Annotated in this window: 2 protein-coding genes; one reads left to right on the top strand and one right to left on the bottom strand. The window is 61.8% G+C overall.

The window, feature by feature from the left end; all coding sequences use genetic code 11:
- Positions 1–33: 33 nt before the first annotated feature.
- The gene (locus HDC30_RS19535; RefSeq protein WP_007961502.1) at positions 34–1,386 is read right to left on the bottom strand and encodes a TolC family outer membrane protein; all 1,353 of its coding nucleotides are present in this window, start codon (positions 1,384–1,386) and stop codon (positions 34–36) included.
- Between the two features lie 357 nt (positions 1,387–1,743).
- Between HDC30_RS19535 and HDC30_RS19530 the strand changes: the two genes are divergently transcribed.
- Entirely contained in the window at positions 1,744–17,982 is a 16,239-nt protein-coding gene (locus HDC30_RS19530; RefSeq protein WP_183784459.1) for a LapA family giant adhesin, read from the top strand.
- The last annotated feature ends 142 nt before the right edge of the window (positions 17,983–18,124 follow it).

Genomic DNA, 18,124 nt, shown 5'->3' with positions numbered 1-18,124 from the left:
TCTTGGCTAACAATTGAACAATGAAGGTTCTGCTCAATTCATACCCGGCAGTTGGACCTTCGGCTTCACATCGTTCTGCACGACGGATGCCAATGGTGCGACCACTCCCTGGCTCTTGAGCAACTCGCCCATGGTCGCCTTGATTCGATACTGAGTAAATAACTGAATGTTCTTGATCTCGGCCAGACGGCGCGAAGCGGTGAACAACTCGTTTTCGCTGTCGAGCAAATCGAGCAGGGTGCGCTCGCCGAGGCTGAACTGACGCTGGTAGGCGGTACGCACGGCGGTGCTGTGATCAACGTACTGCTGAGCGATCGGCACCTGCGCATTGGCGTTGTTCAGGGCGTTCCAGGCCAGGCCCAGTTCTTCGTTCAACTGACGCAGGGCGTTGTTGCGGATGTCCAGCGCCTGGTTCGACAGGTACGACTTGGATTCCAGATCGGCCTTGTTGCTGCCGCCCGAGTACAGGTTGAAGCGCATGCGCAGCATGGCCTGCCACTCGTTGTTGTGGCCGTTCTGACCGTCGAGATCGTTGTCGGCAGTGCGACCCAGCTCGGCGTCGAAACGTGGGTAGAACGTCGACTTGGCGGTTTCGTACTGTTTCTCGGCAGCGGCGATATCGGACTCGGCCGAGCGCAGGATGGGGCTGTTTTCCAGCATCTGCGTACGGGCTTCATTGAGGTTGGCCGGCATCATCGCCATGAACGGCGCCGGGCGCTCCAACTGGTCAGGCATCTGGCCGACGGCACTGAGGAAGTTGGTCTCGGAGTCGGCGAGGTTGGTCTGTTCGGTGATCAGGTTGTTGCGGGCCTGGGCCATCCGCGCTTCAGCCTGATCAAGGTCAGCGCCGCTACCAACGCCGCGCTGGGTGCGCAACTGGATCTGGTCGTAAATGCGCTGGTGGCTCTTGAGGTTTTCTTCGGCCAGACGCACGAATTCGCGGCGGGTCAGCACGTCCAGGTAAACCTGGGCGACGGTCAGCGCGGTGCGCTCGGAAGTGCCGAGCAGCGAGTAGGCGCGGGAGTTGACGGTGGCTTGTTGACGCCCGACTTCGCTGGACGTGGCAAAACCGTCAAAAACCATTTGCGAGAGACGTAAACTTGACTCGCTGCGGTTCAACGTTTCCCAGTGGTTGCCGCCACCGTTGGCGCGCGTGGTCACGCTGTCAGTGCCCTCACGGCCATAACCGCCCAGCAGATCGACCTTGGGCAGGTATCCACCTTTGGCTGCCTTTAACTGATAATCCGCGGCCAAACGACTGTTGACCCCCGCCTGGATTTCCGGATGGACATCCAGTGCCTGTTGCATGGCTTCTGGTAAGGATTGTGCTTGGACGAAAGAGGCGGCGAGGGCGAACGGTAGAGCCTTGAACAAGTGCAAACGCATGGTAAAGATTTCCCAGGACTTCTTGTCTTGAATCACAGCAAAACGTGCTGCTGCGTCGGATGATTGGCAACCGGAATGACCGTATGTCGGAAAGTTCAAAATAGGAACTGGATCACACGCTGAGGGACAGGTCGCCGCGGAAATATCAATGTGACATTAGTGGGGCGATTGTTTAGGATGGCACCCAGAAGGTCAATAGTTTGGCATAAAGTTAATAGCGAAAGAATCTAGCCAAATTATTGACGAAGAACAGCGTCAATCTTGATTCGCAAATTTTAAAAGTACGTCCAGACTGAATCGGCGCCGAAGCCATCAGGCTATGGAAGTCAACTGAACGTGACACCCGGAGAGTCTTCAATGAGCAGTGTTGTTGCCATCGTCAAAAGCATTGTCGGTCAGGTATTCGTGGTCTCCCCCGAGGGTGTACGCCGCGTGCTCGTTGAAGGCGATCGCCTGTTCGTCGGCGACCAGATCGATACCGGCCTCTCCGGCGCCGTGTCGCTGGAACTGGCGGATGGCCGCACCCTGGACCTGGGCCGTGAAACCCAGTGGAGCGCCAACGCGCCCGACTCCAGCACTGACCTGGCCGAAGCCACCGCGCAGGCCGCGCCGTCTGTAGCCGAGCTGCAGCAGGCCATCGCTGCCGGTGCCGACCCGACCACCGCCCTTGAAGCCACCGCTGCCGGCGCCACCGCCGCAGGCACTGGCGGCGCGGCAGGCGGCGGCCACAGCTTCGTGATGCTCGATGCCACGGCTGGCCGCGTCGATCCGACCATCGGCTTCCCGACCGCGGGCATCAACGCCGGTGCACAAGCGGCACAGAACATCACCGGTGGCCAGACCACCGACACCACCACCAACGCCCTGCGTGAATCGACTCTGAGCCTCAGCGCCACGCCGACCATCACCGAAGCCGGCGGCGTGCTGGTGTACACCGCGACCCTGACCCAGGCGCCGCTGACCGACCTGACCATCACCCTGTCCAACGGCTCGGTGATCGTAATTCCGGCCGGCTCCACCACCGGCACCGTCAACGTCCCGCTGGCACCGAACGACACCGTTTATAACGACCCGACCCAGATCAACGTGACCGTCACCGGCACCACCGGCGGCAACGGCATTACCGTGACCCCGCCGACCACCCCGGCGACGACTCAGGTCACCGACACCATCGACACCACCACCGTCACCCTGACTGCTGGCAACAGCGTCACCGAAGGCGGTCAGATCACCTACACCGCGACCCTGACCAACCCGGCACAGACGCCGGTCACCGTCACCCTGTCCAACGGTTCGACCATCACCATCGAAGCCGGCCAGACCACCGGCACCGTCAACGTGCCGACCGCGCCGAATGACGTTTACAACAACGGTAGTACCGTCAGCACCACCATCACTGGTGCCACCGGCGGCAACTTCGAGAACCTGGTGCCGAACACGACGCCAGTCGTAACGAACATCGTCGATTCGCGCGACACCACCGGCCTGACCCTGACCGCCACGGGCACCGTGGTCGAGGGTGGCCAGATCACCTACACCGCGACCCTGACCAACCCGGCACAGACGCCGGTCACCGTCACCCTGTCCAACGGTTTGACCATCACCATCGAAGCCGGCCAGACCACTGGCACGGTCAACGTGCCGACCGCGCCGAACGACGTCTACAACAACGGCGGCACCGTCAGCACCACGATTACCGGTGCGACCGGCGGCAACTTCGAGAATCTGGTGCCGAACACCACGCCGGCGACCACCACCGTCACCGACTCCATCGACACCACCAACCTGTCGCTGAGCGCGACCGGCACCGTCGCTGAAGGCGGCTCGATCGTTTACACCGCCACCCTGACCAACCCGGCCGGTACCCCGGTGACCGTGACGTTGAGCAACGGCTCCGTCATCACCATCGACGCCGGCAAAACCACCGGCACTGTGACCGTTCCCGCGCCTGCGGATGACGTCTACAAAGACGCCGGCAAGGTCGAAGTCAGCATCACCGGCACCACCGGCGGCAATTTCGAGAACCTGGTGCCGAGCACCGTTCCGGCTGTTACCGAAGTCACTGACACCATCGATACCTCGACCGTCAAACTGACCGCCGACACGTCGGTCGCTGAAGGCGGCACCGTCACTTACACCGCCACCGTCGGTGCACCTGTGACCGGTTCGCCAGTTGTCGTGACCCTGGCCAACGGTCAGACCATCACCATCGAAGTGGGCAAAACCACCGGCACCGTGACCACCACCGCGCCGAACGATGCGTTGACCGGCAACCCACCGCTGACCAACGCCATCACCAATGTCAGTGGCGGTAACTACGAGAACCTCGTCGCCGATAAAACTCCGGTTTCGACCACCGTTACCGACACCGTCGACACCACCAACCTGTCGCTGAGCGCGACTGGTACCGTGGCTGAGGGCGGTTCGATCGTTTACACCGCGACGTTGACCAATGCTGCCGGCTCGCCGGTCACCGTGACCCTGAGCAACGGCGCCGTGATCACCATCGAAGCCGGTAAAACCACCGGCACCGTGACGGTTCCGGCGCCTGCGGATGACGTATACAAAGACGCTGGCAAAGTCGAAGTCACCATCAACGGTGCGACCGGCGGCAACTTCGAAAATCTGGTGCCAAGCACTGTCCCTGCGGTCACCGAAGTGACCGATACCATCGACACCTCGACGGTCAAACTGTCCGCTGACACCTCGGTCGCCGAGGGTGGCACCGTCACTTACACCGCGACCGTTGGTGCGCCTGTGACTGGCTCGCCGGTTGTCGTGACTCTGGCCAACGGTCAGTCCATCACCATCGAAGTGGGTAAAACCACTGGCACCGTGACCACCACCGCACCGAACGACGTGCTCAACGGCCAGGCGCCGCTGAGCAACTCGATCACTGGCGTGAGCGGTGGCAACTACGAGAATCTGGTCGCCGACAAGACGCCGGTCAGCACCACCGTGACTGATACCGTCGACACTACCAACCTCTCGCTGAGTGCCACTGGCTCCGTCGCTGAAGGCGGTTCGATTGTCTACACCGCGACCCTGACCAACCCGGCCGGCACCCCGGTGACCGTGACCCTGAGCAATGGCTCCGTCATCACCATCGAGGCCGGTAAGACCACCGGTACCGTGACCGTTCCGGCCCCAGCCGATGACGTCTATAAAGACGCCGGCAAAGTGGAAGTCAGCATCACCGGCACCACGGGTGGCAATTTCGAGAACCTGGTGCCGAGCACCGTTCCAGCTGTCACCGAAGTCACTGACACCATCGATACTTCGACCGTCAAACTGACCGCTGATACCTCGGTGGTCGAGGGCGGCACCGTCACCTACACCGCGACTGTCGGGGCCCCGGTAACCGGTTCGCCAGTGACCGTCACGTTGGCAAACGGCCAGACCATCACCATCGAAGTGGGTAAAACCACCGGCACCGTCACCACCACTGCGCCAAACGATGCATTGAACGGTCACGAGCCACTGACCAACGCGATCACTGACGTGAGCGGCGGCAACTACGAGAATCTTGTAGCGGATAAAACCCCGGTTTCGACCAGCGTCACCGACACCGTCGACACCACCAACCTGTCGCTGACTGCGACCGGCACCGTGGCGGAAGGCGGTTCGATCGTCTACACCGCAACCCTGACCAATCCGGCCGGTACTCCGGTAACCGTGACCCTGAGCAATGGCTCGGTGATCACCATCGAAGCAGGTAAAACCACCGGCACCGTGACCGTTCCGGCGCCAGCCGATGACGTCTACAAAGATGCCGGCAAGGTTGAGGTCAGCATCACCGGAACAACCGGCGGCAATTTCGAGAACCTGGTGCCGAGCACCGTCCCTGCGGTCACTGAAGTGACTGACACCATCGACACCTCGACCGTCAAGCTGACCGCCGATACCTCGGTGGCTGAAGGTGGCACCGTCACCTATACCGCGACCGTTGGCGCACCAGTGACCGGTTCGCCAGTCGTGGTGACCCTGGCCAATGGTCAGAACATCACCATCGAAGTCGGCAAAACCACTGGCACCGTAACCACCACCGCGCCAAATGATGCGTTGAATGGTCATGAGCCGCTGAGCAACTCGATTACCGCCGTAACGGGCGGCAACTACGAAAACCTCGTGGCCGACAAAACCCCTGTCAGCACCACCATCACCGACACCGTCGACACCACCAACCTGACGTTGAGCGCCACCGGTTCCGTCGCTGAAGGCGGTTCGATCGTCTACACCGCGACCTTGACCAATCCAGCGGGCACACCAGTCACCGTGACCCTGAGCAATGGCTCCGTCATCACTATCGAAGCCGGTAAAACTACCGGCACCGTGACCGTTCCAGCACCAGCCGATGACGTTTACAAAGACGCTGGCAAGGTTGAAGTCACGATCAAAGACGCCGCAGGCGGCAATTTCGAGAACCTGGTGCCGAGCACCGTTCCGGCTGTTACCGAAGTTACCGATACCATCGATACGTCGACGGTCAAACTCACCGCCGACACTTCGGTCGCTGAAGGCGGGACTGTCACTTACACCGCCACCGTCGGCGCACCGGTCACCGGTTCGCCAGTCGTGGTGACCTTGGCCAATGGTCAGAACATCACCATCGAAGTGGGCAAAACCACCGGCACCGTGACCACCACCGCGCCAAACGATGCGCTGAACGGTCACGAACCGCTGACCAACTCGATTACCGGCGTCACCGGTGGCAACTACGAAAATCTGGTCGCTGACAAAACCCCGGTTTCGACCACCGTTACCGACACCGTCGATACCACCGACCTGACGTTGAGCGCCACTGGCTCCGTTGCCGAAGGTGGTTCGATCGTTTACACCGCGACCCTGACCAATCCGGCCGGTACGCCGGTGACCGTGACCCTGTCGAACGGCTCGGTGATCACCATTGAAGCAGGTAAAACTACCGGCACCGTGACCGTTCCAGCACCAGCCGATGACGTTTACAAGGACGCTGGCAAGGTTGAAGTCACGATCAAAGACGCCGCAGGCGGCAATTTCGAGAACCTGGTGCCTAGCACGGTTCCGGCTGTCACCGAAGTCACTGACACCATCGATACTTCGACCGTCAAACTGACCGCCGATACTTCGGTCGCTGAAGGCGGTACTGTCACCTACACCGCGACTGTCGGTGCTCCGGTAACCGGCTCGCCTGTGGTCGTGACCCTGGCCAACGGTCAGAACATCACCATCGAAGTCGGCAAAACCACCGGCACCGTGACCACCACCGCGCCAAACGATGCGCTGAACGGTCACGAACCACTGACCAACTCGATTACCGGCGTCACCGGTGGCAACTATGAAAATCTGGTCGCTGACAAAACCCCGGTCAGCACCACCGTCACTGACACCGTGGACACGACGAATCTGTCGCTCAGCGCCACCAACTCGGTCGCCGAGGGTGGTTCGATCACCTACACCGCGACCCTGACCAACGCTGCTGGCTCGCCAGTCACCGTGACCCTGAGCAACGGCTCGGTGATCACTATCGAAGCCGGTAAAACTACCGGCACCGTGACCGTTCCAGCACCAGCCGATGACGTCTACAAAGATGCCGGCAAAGTCGAAGTCACCATCAACGGTGCAACCGGCGGCAACTTCGAGAACCTCGTTCCGAGCGCTGTTCCGGCAGTGACTGAAGTCACTGACACCATCGACACCACGTCGGTGAAACTGACCGCAACCGAGTCTGCTGCTGAAGGTGGCACCGTCACCTACACCGCCACTGTCGGTGCACCAGTGACCGGCTCGCCTGTGGTCGTGACCCTCGCCAACGGTCAGAACATCACCATCGAAGTCGGCAAAACCACTGGCACCGTCACCACCACCGCACCGAACGATGCGTTGAACGGTCATGCGCCGCTGACTAACGCCATCACCGACGTGAGCGGCGGCAACTACGAGAATCTGGTTGCCGACAAAACCCCGGTCAGCACCACCGTGACCGATACCGTCGACACCACCAACCTGTCGCTGAGCGCGACCGGTACCGTGGCTGAGGGCGGTTCGATCGTTTACACCGCGACGTTGACCAATGCTGCCGGCTCGCCGGTCACCGTGACCCTGAGCAACGGCGCCGTGATCACCATCGACGCGGGTAAAACCACCGGCACCGTGACCGTTCCAGCACCTGCCGATGACGTCTACAAAGACGCCGGCAAGGTCGAAGTCACGATCAAGGATGCTGCGGGCGGCAACTTCGAGAACCTGGTGCCGAGCACCGTTCCGGCCGTCACCGAAGTCACCGACACCATCGATACCTCGACCGTGAAGCTGAGCGCCGATACTTCGGTGGCTGAAGGCGGCACTGTCACTTACACCGCGACTGTTGGCGCTCCAGTGACTGGCGCACCTGTTGTTGTGACCCTGGCCAACGGTCAGACCATCACCATCGACATCGGCAAGACCACCGGCACCGTGACGACCACCGCACCGAACGATGCGCTGAACGGTCACGAACCGCTGAACAACTCGATCACCAACGTCAGCGGCGGCAACTACGAAAACCTCGTCGCCGACAAGACGCCAGTCAGCACCACCGTGACCGACACCGTCGACACCACCAACCTGTCGCTGAGCGCGACGCCGGCGGTGAACGAAGGCGGGCAGATCACCTACACGGCCACCCTGAGCAACGCCGCCGGCACTCCGGTGACCGTGACCTTGAGCAATGGCGCGGTGATCACCATCGAGGCCGGCAAAACTTCCGGCACCGTGACCGTCGATGCGCCGAAGGATGACGTCTACAAGGACGCCGGCACCGTTGAAGCGACCATCAAGGGCGCGACCGGTGGCGACTTCGAAAATCTGGTCACCAGCAACACTCCGGCGGTGACCAGCGTCAACGACACCATCGACACCTCCACCGTGTCGCTGACCGCCACCGCCAACGTCGCCGAAGGCGAAACCGTGGTTTATACCGCGAGCGTCACCGCGCCGGTAACCGGCTCGCCAGTTGTGGTCACTCTGTCCAATGGCCAGACCATCACCATCGCCGTCGGTGAGACCACCGGCAGCGTGAACTTCGTCGCGCCGAACAGCCCATTGGCGGGCGGCAGCTCGTTGAGCGTGGCCATCGACAAGGTTGCCGGCGGCAACTATGAAAACCTGGTTGCCGACAAGACACCGGCGAACACCTCGGTGTCGGACACTGTCGACACCACCAACCTGAACCTGACCGCCAGCGACTCGGTGGCGGAAGGTGGTTCGATCGTTTACACCGCGACCCTGACCAATGCGGCAGGCACTCCGGTAACCGTGACTCTGTCCAACGGCGCGGTGATCACCATCGAAGCCGGTAAAACCTCGGGCACCGTGACCGTTCCAGCTCCGGCTGACGACGTGTACAAAGACGCGGGTAAAGTCGAAGCAACCATTTCCACCGCTACCGGTGGCAACTTCGAGAACCTGGTGCCTAGCACCGTTCCGGCCGTCACCAACGTGACCGACACCATCGATACCACCACGGTCAAACTGACCGCGACCGAATCGGCTGCGGAAGGTGGCACCGTCACTTACACCGCGACTGTCGGCGCGCCAGTGACTGGCTCGCCGGTCGTGGTGACCTTGGCCAATGGTCAGAACATCACCATCGAAGTGGGTAAAACCACTGGCACCGTGACTACCACTGCGCCGAACGATGCGTTGACCGGCCACGCGCCGCTGACCAACGCCATCACCGACGTGAGCGGCGGTAACTACGAAAACCTCGTGGCGGATAAAACGCCGGTTTCGACCAATGTCACCGACACCGTCGACACCACCAATCTGTCGCTCAGTGCGACCGGCACCGTGGCCGAGGGTGGCTCGATCGTCTACACCGCGACGCTGACCAACGCTGCCGGCTCACCGGTTACCGTGACGTTGAGCAACGGCGCAGTGATCACCATCGACGCCGGTAAAACCTCTGGCACCGTGACCGTTCCGGCGCCAGCCGATGACGTGTACAAAGATGCCGGCAAAGTCGAAGCGACCATTTCCAGCGCTACCGGTGGCAACTTTGAAAATCTGGTACCGAGCACTGTGCCGGCCGTCACCAATGTCACCGATACCATCGACACCACCACGGTCAAACTGACCGCGACCGAATCGGCTGCGGAAGGTGGCACCGTCACCTACACCGCCACCGTCGGTGCTCCGGTAACCGGCTCGCCTGTGGTCGTGACCCTGGCCAACGGTCAGAACATCACCATCGAAGTCGGCAAGACCACAGGCACCGTGACCACCACCGCGCCGAACGATGCGTTGACCGGACATGCGCCACTGACCAACGCCATCACCGACGTGAGCGGCGGTAACTACGAAAACCTCGTGGCGGATAAAACGCCGGTTTCGACCAATGTCACCGATACCGTCGACACCACCAACCTGTCGCTCAGTGCCACTGGCACCGTCGCTGAAGGCGGCTCGATCGTCTACACCGCGACCCTAACCAATCCGGCCGGCACCCCAGTCACCGTGACATTGAGCAACGGCGCCGTAATCACTATCGACGCCGGCAAAACCACTGGCACCGTAACCGTTCCGGCGCCTGCCGATGACGTCTACAAAGACGCGGGCAAAGTCGAAGCGACCATTTCCACCGCCACCGGTGGCAACTTCGAGAACCTGGTGCCAAGTACCGTGCCGGCTGTCACCGAAGTCACCGACACGATCGACACCTCGACCGTCAAACTGACTGCCGATACCTCAGTGGCCGAAGGTGGCACCGTCACCTATACCGCAACCGTCGACGCGCCAGTGACCGGTTCGCCTGTGGTCGTGACCTTGGCAAACGGTCAAAACATCACCATTGAGGTGGGTAAAACCACTGGCACCGTGACTACCACTGCGCCTAATGATGCATTGACCGGTCATGCTCCTCTGACCAACGCGATCACCGACGTCACCGGTGGCAATTACGAAAACCTCGTGGCTGACAAAACCCCGGTCAGCACTAACGTCACCGACACCGTCGACACCACCAACCTGTCGCTGTCCGCGACCGGTACCGTGGCCGAAGGTGGCTCGATCGTTTACACCGCGACCCTGACCAACGCCGCTGGCTCGCCAGTCACCGTGACGTTGAGCAACGGCGCCGTGATCACCATCGAGGCTGGCAAAACCACCGGCACCGTGACCGTTCCAGCTCCGGCTGACGACGTGTACAAGGACGCGGGTAAAGTCGAAGCAACCATTTCCAGCGCTACCGGTGGCAACTTCGAGAACCTGGTGCCAAGCACTGTTCCGGCCGTCACCAACGTTACCGATACCATCGACACCACCACGGTGAAACTGACCGCGACCGAGTCTGCCGCTGAAGGCGGTACCGTCACCTACACCGCGACTGTCGGTGCCCCAGTGACCGGTTCGCCGGTCGTAGTGACGTTGGCCAACGGCCAGACCATCACCATCGAAGTCGGCAAGACCACCGGCACTGTATCTACCACCGCACCGAACGATGCACTGACCGGTCATGCTCCTCTGACCAACGCGATCACTGGCGTGACCGGCGGTAATTACGAGAGTCTGGTGGCTGACAAAACGCCAGTCAGCACCACTGTGACCGACACTGTCGACACCACCAACCTGTCGCTGAGCGCAACCAACTCGGTCGCCGAGGGTGGTTCGATCATCTACACCGCGACCTTGACCAACGCGGCTGGCTCGCCAGTCACCGTGACCCTGTCGAACGGCGCTGTGATCACCATCGAAGCCGGTAAAACCACTGGCACCGTGACCGTTCCGGCACCTGCCGATGACGTCTACAAAGACGCCGGCACCGTTCAGGCACAGATCACCAACGCTACCGGTGGCAACTTCGAAAACCTGGTGCCGAGCACCGTGCCGGCTGTGACTCAGGTCACCGACACCATCGATACCACCACGGTCAAACTCACCGCGACCGAGTCTGCTGCCGAAGGTGGCACCGTCACCTACACCGCGACCGTTGGTGCGCCAGTGACTGGCTCGCCAGTCGTGGTAACTCTGGCCAACGGTCAGAACATCACCATCGAAGTCGGCAAAACCACCGGCACCGTAACCACCACCGCACCGAACGATGCGCTGACCGGCCACGCGCCGTTGACCAACGCGATCACCAACGTCAGCGGTGGCAACTACGAAAACCTCGTTGCCGACAAGACCCCGGTCAATACCACGGTCACCGATACCGTCGACACCACCAACCTGTCGCTGTCCGCGACCGGCACCGTGGCCGAAGGCGGCTCGATCGTTTACACCGCGACGCTGACCAACGCTGCCGGTTCGCCGGTTACCGTGACGTTGAGCAACGGCGCCGTGATCACCATCGACACCGGCAAAACCACCGGCACCGTGACCGTCCCGGCACCGGCTGATGACGTCTACAAAGACGCCGGCACCGTTGAGGCCACGATCAAGACCGCGACTGGCGGCAATTTCGAAAACCTGGTGACCAGCAACACCCCGGCCGTGACCAGCGTCACCGACACCATCGACACCACCACGGTCAAACTGACCGCGACCGAGTCTGCTGCTGAAGGTGGTACCGTCACTTACACCGCGACCGTCGGCGCGCCGGTCACCGGTTCGCCGGTTGTGGTGACCTTGGCCAACGGCCAGAACATAACCATCGAAGTGGGCAAAACCACCGGTACCGTGACCACCACTGCGCCGAACGACGTGTTGACCGGCCACGCGCCGCTGACCAACGCGATCACTAACGTCAGCGGCGGCAACTACGAAAACCTGGTGGCCGATAAAACCCCGGTCAGCACCACGGTTACCGACACCATCGACACCACCAACCTGTCCCTGAGCGCGACCGGCACCGTGGCCGAAGGTGGCTCGATTGTTTACACCGCAACGCTGACCAACGCCGCTGGTTCGCCAGTGACCGTGACGCTGAGCAACGGTGCAGTCATCACCATCGACGCCGGTAAAACCACCGGTACCGTCACCGTCCCTGCCCCGGCTGATGACGTCTACAAAGACGCCGGCACCGTGCAGGCAACCATCACCAATGCCAGCGGTGGCAACTTCGAAAACCTGGTGCCGAGCACCACGCCAGCCGTGACCAGCGTCACCGACACCATCGACACCACGGGCGTGAAACTCACCGCCACGGGCACCGTGGCCGAAGGTGGCACCGTCACTTACACCGCTACCGTTGGTGCGCCAGTTACCGGCTCGCCTGTCGTCGTGACCCTGGCCAACGGTCAGACCATCACCATCGACATCGGCAAAACCACCGGCACCGTGACCAGCATCGCACCGAACGATGCGCTGACCGGTCACGCGCCGTTGACCAACTCGATCACTAACGTGACCGGCGGCAACTACGAAAACCTTGTGGCCGACAAGACCCCGGTCAGCACCACCGTGACCGACACTGTCGACACCACCAACCTGTCCCTGAGCGCCACTAATACGGTCGCCGAGGGCGGTTCGATCATTTACACCGCCACCCTGACCAACGCCGCTGGTTCGCCAGTGACCGTGACCCTGAGCAACGGCGCAGTGATCACCATCGACGCCGGTAAAACCACTGGCACCGTGACCGTTCCTGCCCCGGCTGATGACGTCTACAAAGACGCCGGCACCGTGCAGGCAACCATCACCAATGCCAGCGGTGGCAACTTCGAAAATCTGGTGCCGAGCACCGTACCGGCCGTGACCAGTGTCACCGACACCATCGACACCACTACTGTGAAGTTGTCTGCCACCGGTACAGCGGTTGAAGGCGGCAACGTCGTCTACACCGTCACCGTCGGTGCGCCAGTCACTGGTTCGCCAGTCGTGGTGACTCTGTCCAATGGCCAGACCATCACCATCGACATCGGCAAAACCACCGGCACCGTAACCACCACCGCACCGAACGATGCGCTGACCGGCCACGCGCCGTTGACCAACGCCATCACTAACGTGACCGGCGGCAACTACGAAAACCTGGTGGCCGACAAAACCCCGGTCAGTACCACCGTGACCGACACCGTCGACACCACCAATCTGTCGTTGTCCGCGACCGGCACCGTGGCCGAAGGTGGCTCGATCGTTTACACCGCAACCCTGACCAACGCCGCGGGTTCGCCAGTGACCGTAACGTTGAGCAACGGCGCCGTGATCACCATCGACGCCGGTAAAACCACCGGCACCGTGACCGTTCCGGCTCCAGCGGACGACGTCTACAAAGACGCCGGCACCGTGCAGGCGACCATCAAGTCGGCGACAGGTGGCAGCTTCGAAAACCTGGTGCCAAGCACCACGCCAGCCGTAACCAGCGTCACCGACACCATCGACACCACTGGCGTGAAACTTACCGCCACTGGCACCGTGGCCGAGGGTGGCACTGTCACCTACACCGCCACTGTCGGCGCTCCGGTCACCGGTTCGCCAGTGACCGTAAGCCTGTCCAACGGCCAGACCATCACCATCGACATCGGCAAAACCACCGGCACCGTGACCACCACTGCGCCGAACGACGTGTTGACCGGCCACGCACCGTTGACCAATGCGATCACCAACGTCAGCGGCGGCAACTACGAAAACCTCGTAGCCGACAAAACCCCGGTCAGCACCACCGTGACCGACACTGTCGATACCACCAGCCTGTCGCTGAGCGCGACCCCGGCGGTGAACGAGGGTGGCCAGATCACCTACACCGCAACCCTGAGCAACGCTGCCGGTTCCCCGGTAACCGTGACTTTGAGCAACGGCTCGGTGATCACCATCGACGCCGGCAAAACCACTGGCACCGTGACCGTTCCGGCTCCGGCTGACGACGTCTACAAAGACGCCGGCAGCGTGCAGGCGACCATCACCAACGCCAGCGGTGGCAACTTCGAGAACCTGGTACCGAGCACGACACCGGCCGTGACCAACGTCGCCGATACCATCGACACCACCACTGTCAGCATCACCGGCAGCACCTCGGTGACCGAAGGCCAGACCGCCAGCTACACCGTCAGCCTGACGCACCCGGCACAAACCGACGTGACCCTGAAGATCGTCTACAGCGGCACCGCTGCCGACGGTTCGGACTTCACCGGTGTTTACACCGTGAAGATCCCGGCGGGCGCCAGCAGCGCACAGTTCAACGTCGCGACCATCGATGACAAGATCACCGAAGGCACCGAGAACTTCGTGGTCAAGATCGACTCGGCCACCGGCGGCAACTTCGAGAACCTGGCCGTCAGCAGCACCAACGGCAGCGTCAGCACCTCGATCATCGACAACGATGCGCCACCGGTCATCGACCTGGATGCCAACAACTCCAGCGGCGCCACCGGTGCCGACTACAAGGTGACGTTCACCGAAAACACCCCGGGCGCCGGCGTGTCGATTGCCGACACTGACCTGACGATCACCGACCCGGACAGCACCATGCTGACAGGCGCGACCATCGTGCTGACCAACCGTCAGGACGGCGATGCGCTGAACCTCGGCAACAGCGTCAACGGCATCACGATCAATGCCAACAGCACCAACGGCACCGTGACCTTGACCCTGTCGGGCAACGCGACGCTTGCCGACTACATGCAGGCGATCAAGAACATCAGTTTCACCAACAGCAGTGAAAACCCGAGCACCGTGCCACGGATCATCACCGTGACCGTGACCGATGGCGGCAACTACTCCAACACCGCGACCACCACGGTCAACGTGGTGGCGGTCAACGATGCTCCGGTGGCCGCGCCAAGCAACGTCACCGGCACCGAAGACACCCCGCTGATCCTCGGCTGGTCGACCTTCGGCGTGACCGACGTCGACAGTCCGGCCAGCAGCCTGGGCATCAAAATCACCCAGCTGCCGGGCGAAGGCAAACTGCAGTATCTGGACGGTTCGACCTGGAAAGACGTCGTCAACAACCAGACCTTCAGCAAGGCTGACATCGACGCCGGCAAACTGCGCTTCATGCCGGATGCCAACGAGTCGGGGGTCAACGGTTACGGCGGCACCGGTATGGGCAACAACCAGGCCGACTACGCACAGATCAAGTTCCAGCCAACCGACGGCCAACTGCTGGGCAACACCGGCACCGTGAAGATCGACATCACGCCAGTGGCGGATGCGCCGACCGTGAGCGTGGCCGACAACAGCGTGAAGTCCACCGGGCTGGTCAAGGAAGTCTGGACCGGCCTGTCGGGCCTGGGCACCAGCGGCAACGGCGCTGACTCGACCACGTTGAAAAACGTGATCGACGGCGCCGGCACCCCGAACTCCAGCACCAACGTGACCAACGTGCAGTCGGACGGCAGTGTGGCCGCCGGCACCGCGTCGAAAACTTCGGGCCTGATCTATCTGGAAGCCGGCAAGACCTACAGCTTCAGCGGTGTGGCTGACGACAGCCTGCTGATCACCATTGGCGGCAAGAGCGTGGCGTCGGGTACCTGGGGCGCGGGCGGTGCGATCAGCGGTTCGTTCACCCCGACCACCAGCGGCTACTACACCCTGGACATCTACCACCACAACCAGAGCGGCCCGGGCAGCTATGACGTGAACCTGTCGGTCAACGGCAGCACGCCAATCGACCTGAGCAGCGCCGGCGTGCCGATCTACACCGGGGTGCAGGATCTGGTGAATTCCGGTGTGACCGTCTCCGATCTGCACGGCACCAACGGCGAAGGCTATTACGACGGCTACAAGCTCAACACTGGCGCCGAAGGCACCACGGTGAAACTGTCGGCGATCAACACTGCGCTGACCGATACCGACGGTTCGGAAATCCTGAGCGTGAAGATCAGCGGCGCGCCGGTCGGCTCGGTTCTCTCCGACGGCAACGGTCACACCTTCACAGTCACCGCAAGCAACGGCGAAGCCAACGTCACCGGCTGGAACCTGGGCAGCCTGACCGTAACCCCGCCGACCTACTACAACGGCCAGTTCAACCTGACCGTGACCTCGACCTCCACTGAAATGGTCGGCGGTTCGGCCAGCAGCACCGCGACGATTCCGGTTACCGTGGTGCCGGCGGTGTACAACGCGGTGGTTGGTACCTCTGGCGACGACACCTTCAACGGTACCGATGGCAACGACATCATGGTCGCCGACATCGGCGGTCTGACCGTGGTGCCGGGCACCAACTACAACATCGCGTTCATGGTCGACAGCTCGGGTAGCATGAGCACCTCGTCGATCAACGCGGCCAAGGACTCGCTGACCTCGGTGTTCAACACCCTCAAGCAGAGCCTGGGCGGCAGCAACTCGGGCACGGTGAACATCTTCCTGGCGGACTTCGATACCCAGGTCAACAAGTCGGTGTCGGTGAACCTCAACGACCCGAACGCGCTGACCAAGCTCAAAGCCGTGCTCGACTCGATGGCGTCCGGCGGCGGCACCAACTACGAGGACGTGTTCAAGACCACGGCCAACTTCTTCCAGAGCGCGGAAGCTGTGGCGAACACCGGGGCGAAGAACCTCACGTACTTCATCACCGACGGCCAGCCGACCTACTACCAGAGCGGCGAGCAGACCAACCCGACGCTGTACGGCAGCGTGAAGTTCGACAGTGTGGTGACAACCAGCAACTACAAGCTGGGCGACACTTTCAGCACGTACATCGACAACACGCATTACCTGAGCATCACCGCCAGCGGTTATGCCCAGTTGCAGACTTACACTGCCCGTTATGGCTGGAGCACCACCAACCTGGGCACTGTTCACGCTCAGGGTGACGGCACTTACGAGTTGTCGAGCCTGGCCGGTAGCGGTAGCAGTACGGATTCGGCGACAACCTCCAACTCCAACAGCAGCTTCGCCCTGCTCAGCAGTCTGTCGAACGTCGAGGCGATCGGTATCAATAGCGGTGTCAGCCTCAACGACCTGAAACCGTATGACTCGGATCACTCGCCGCAGACCAACATCGATCCGAAGGATCTGGCCAACTCGATCATCGGCCACACCGAAGCGACGATGCCGGGCAACGACACCGTCAGCGGTGGCGACGGCAACGACATCCTGTTCGGCGACCTGGTGAGCTTCAACGGCATTGCCGGCGAGGGTTATCAGGCGATGCAGGCGTTCGTGGCGCAGCAGACCGGGGTCGACGTCAGCAAGGTCACCACCAGCAACGTGCACCAGTACATCACCGAGCACTATCAGGCGTTCGATGTGTCCGGCGCACATGACGGCAACGACACGCTGCTGGGTGGCGCAGGCAATGACATCCTGTTCGGCTCGGGCGGCAACGACCTGCTCGACGGCGGCAAGGGCAATGACATCCTGCTCGGCGGCACCGGCAACGACACGCTGATCGGCGGCCAGGGCAACGACATCCTGATCGGTGGTTCCGGTGCCGACACCTTCGTCTGGAAAGCAGGCGACACCGGCAATGACGTGATCAAGGACTTCAACGCCAACGAAGGTGACCGCATCGACCTGCGCGATCTGTTGCAGGGTGAAACCGGCAGCACCATCGACAACTTCCTGAAGATCACCACGGTTGATGGCACGTCGTCGCTGCAAGTCAGCTCGGCGGGCAAGTTCAACTCCGGCGACGCGGCAGCCGCCACGCCGGACGTGACGATCAAACTGGAAGGCAACAACTGGTCGAGCGCCAACATTCACAACCTGATTGCCGGCAGCGATCCGACCATCAAGGTCGACCACAACAACAGCTGATGCGTGAACAAAACGGCCGCCCCTTGGGGCGGCCGTCACGTTTGCGGCTAACTTGGCGGTGACGATTTCGTCGCCACCCCGCATACTCGCGCGCAGTTGGCCTATGCTGCTGACAGCATGACGCTGGATCTTTCTGAGGGAT

It is taken from the genome of Pseudomonas sp. JAI115 (assembly GCF_014200835.1).
Classification (GTDB): Bacteria; Pseudomonadota; Gammaproteobacteria; order Pseudomonadales; family Pseudomonadaceae; genus Aquipseudomonas; species Aquipseudomonas putida_A.
Note: the sequence above shows the minus strand (reverse complement) of the source record. Positions and strands in the feature narration are given on the sequence as shown.

Bases quoted from the DNA above. Each gene is read 5' to 3' on its own strand.
- HDC30_RS19535 (WP_007961502.1), bottom strand. From the start codon at position 1,386: ATGCGTTTGCACTTGTTCAAGGCTCTACCGTTCGCCCTCGCCGCCTCT.
- HDC30_RS19530 (WP_183784459.1), top strand. From the start codon at position 1,744: ATGAGCAGTGTTGTTGCCATCGTCAAAAGCATTGTCGGTCAGGTATTC.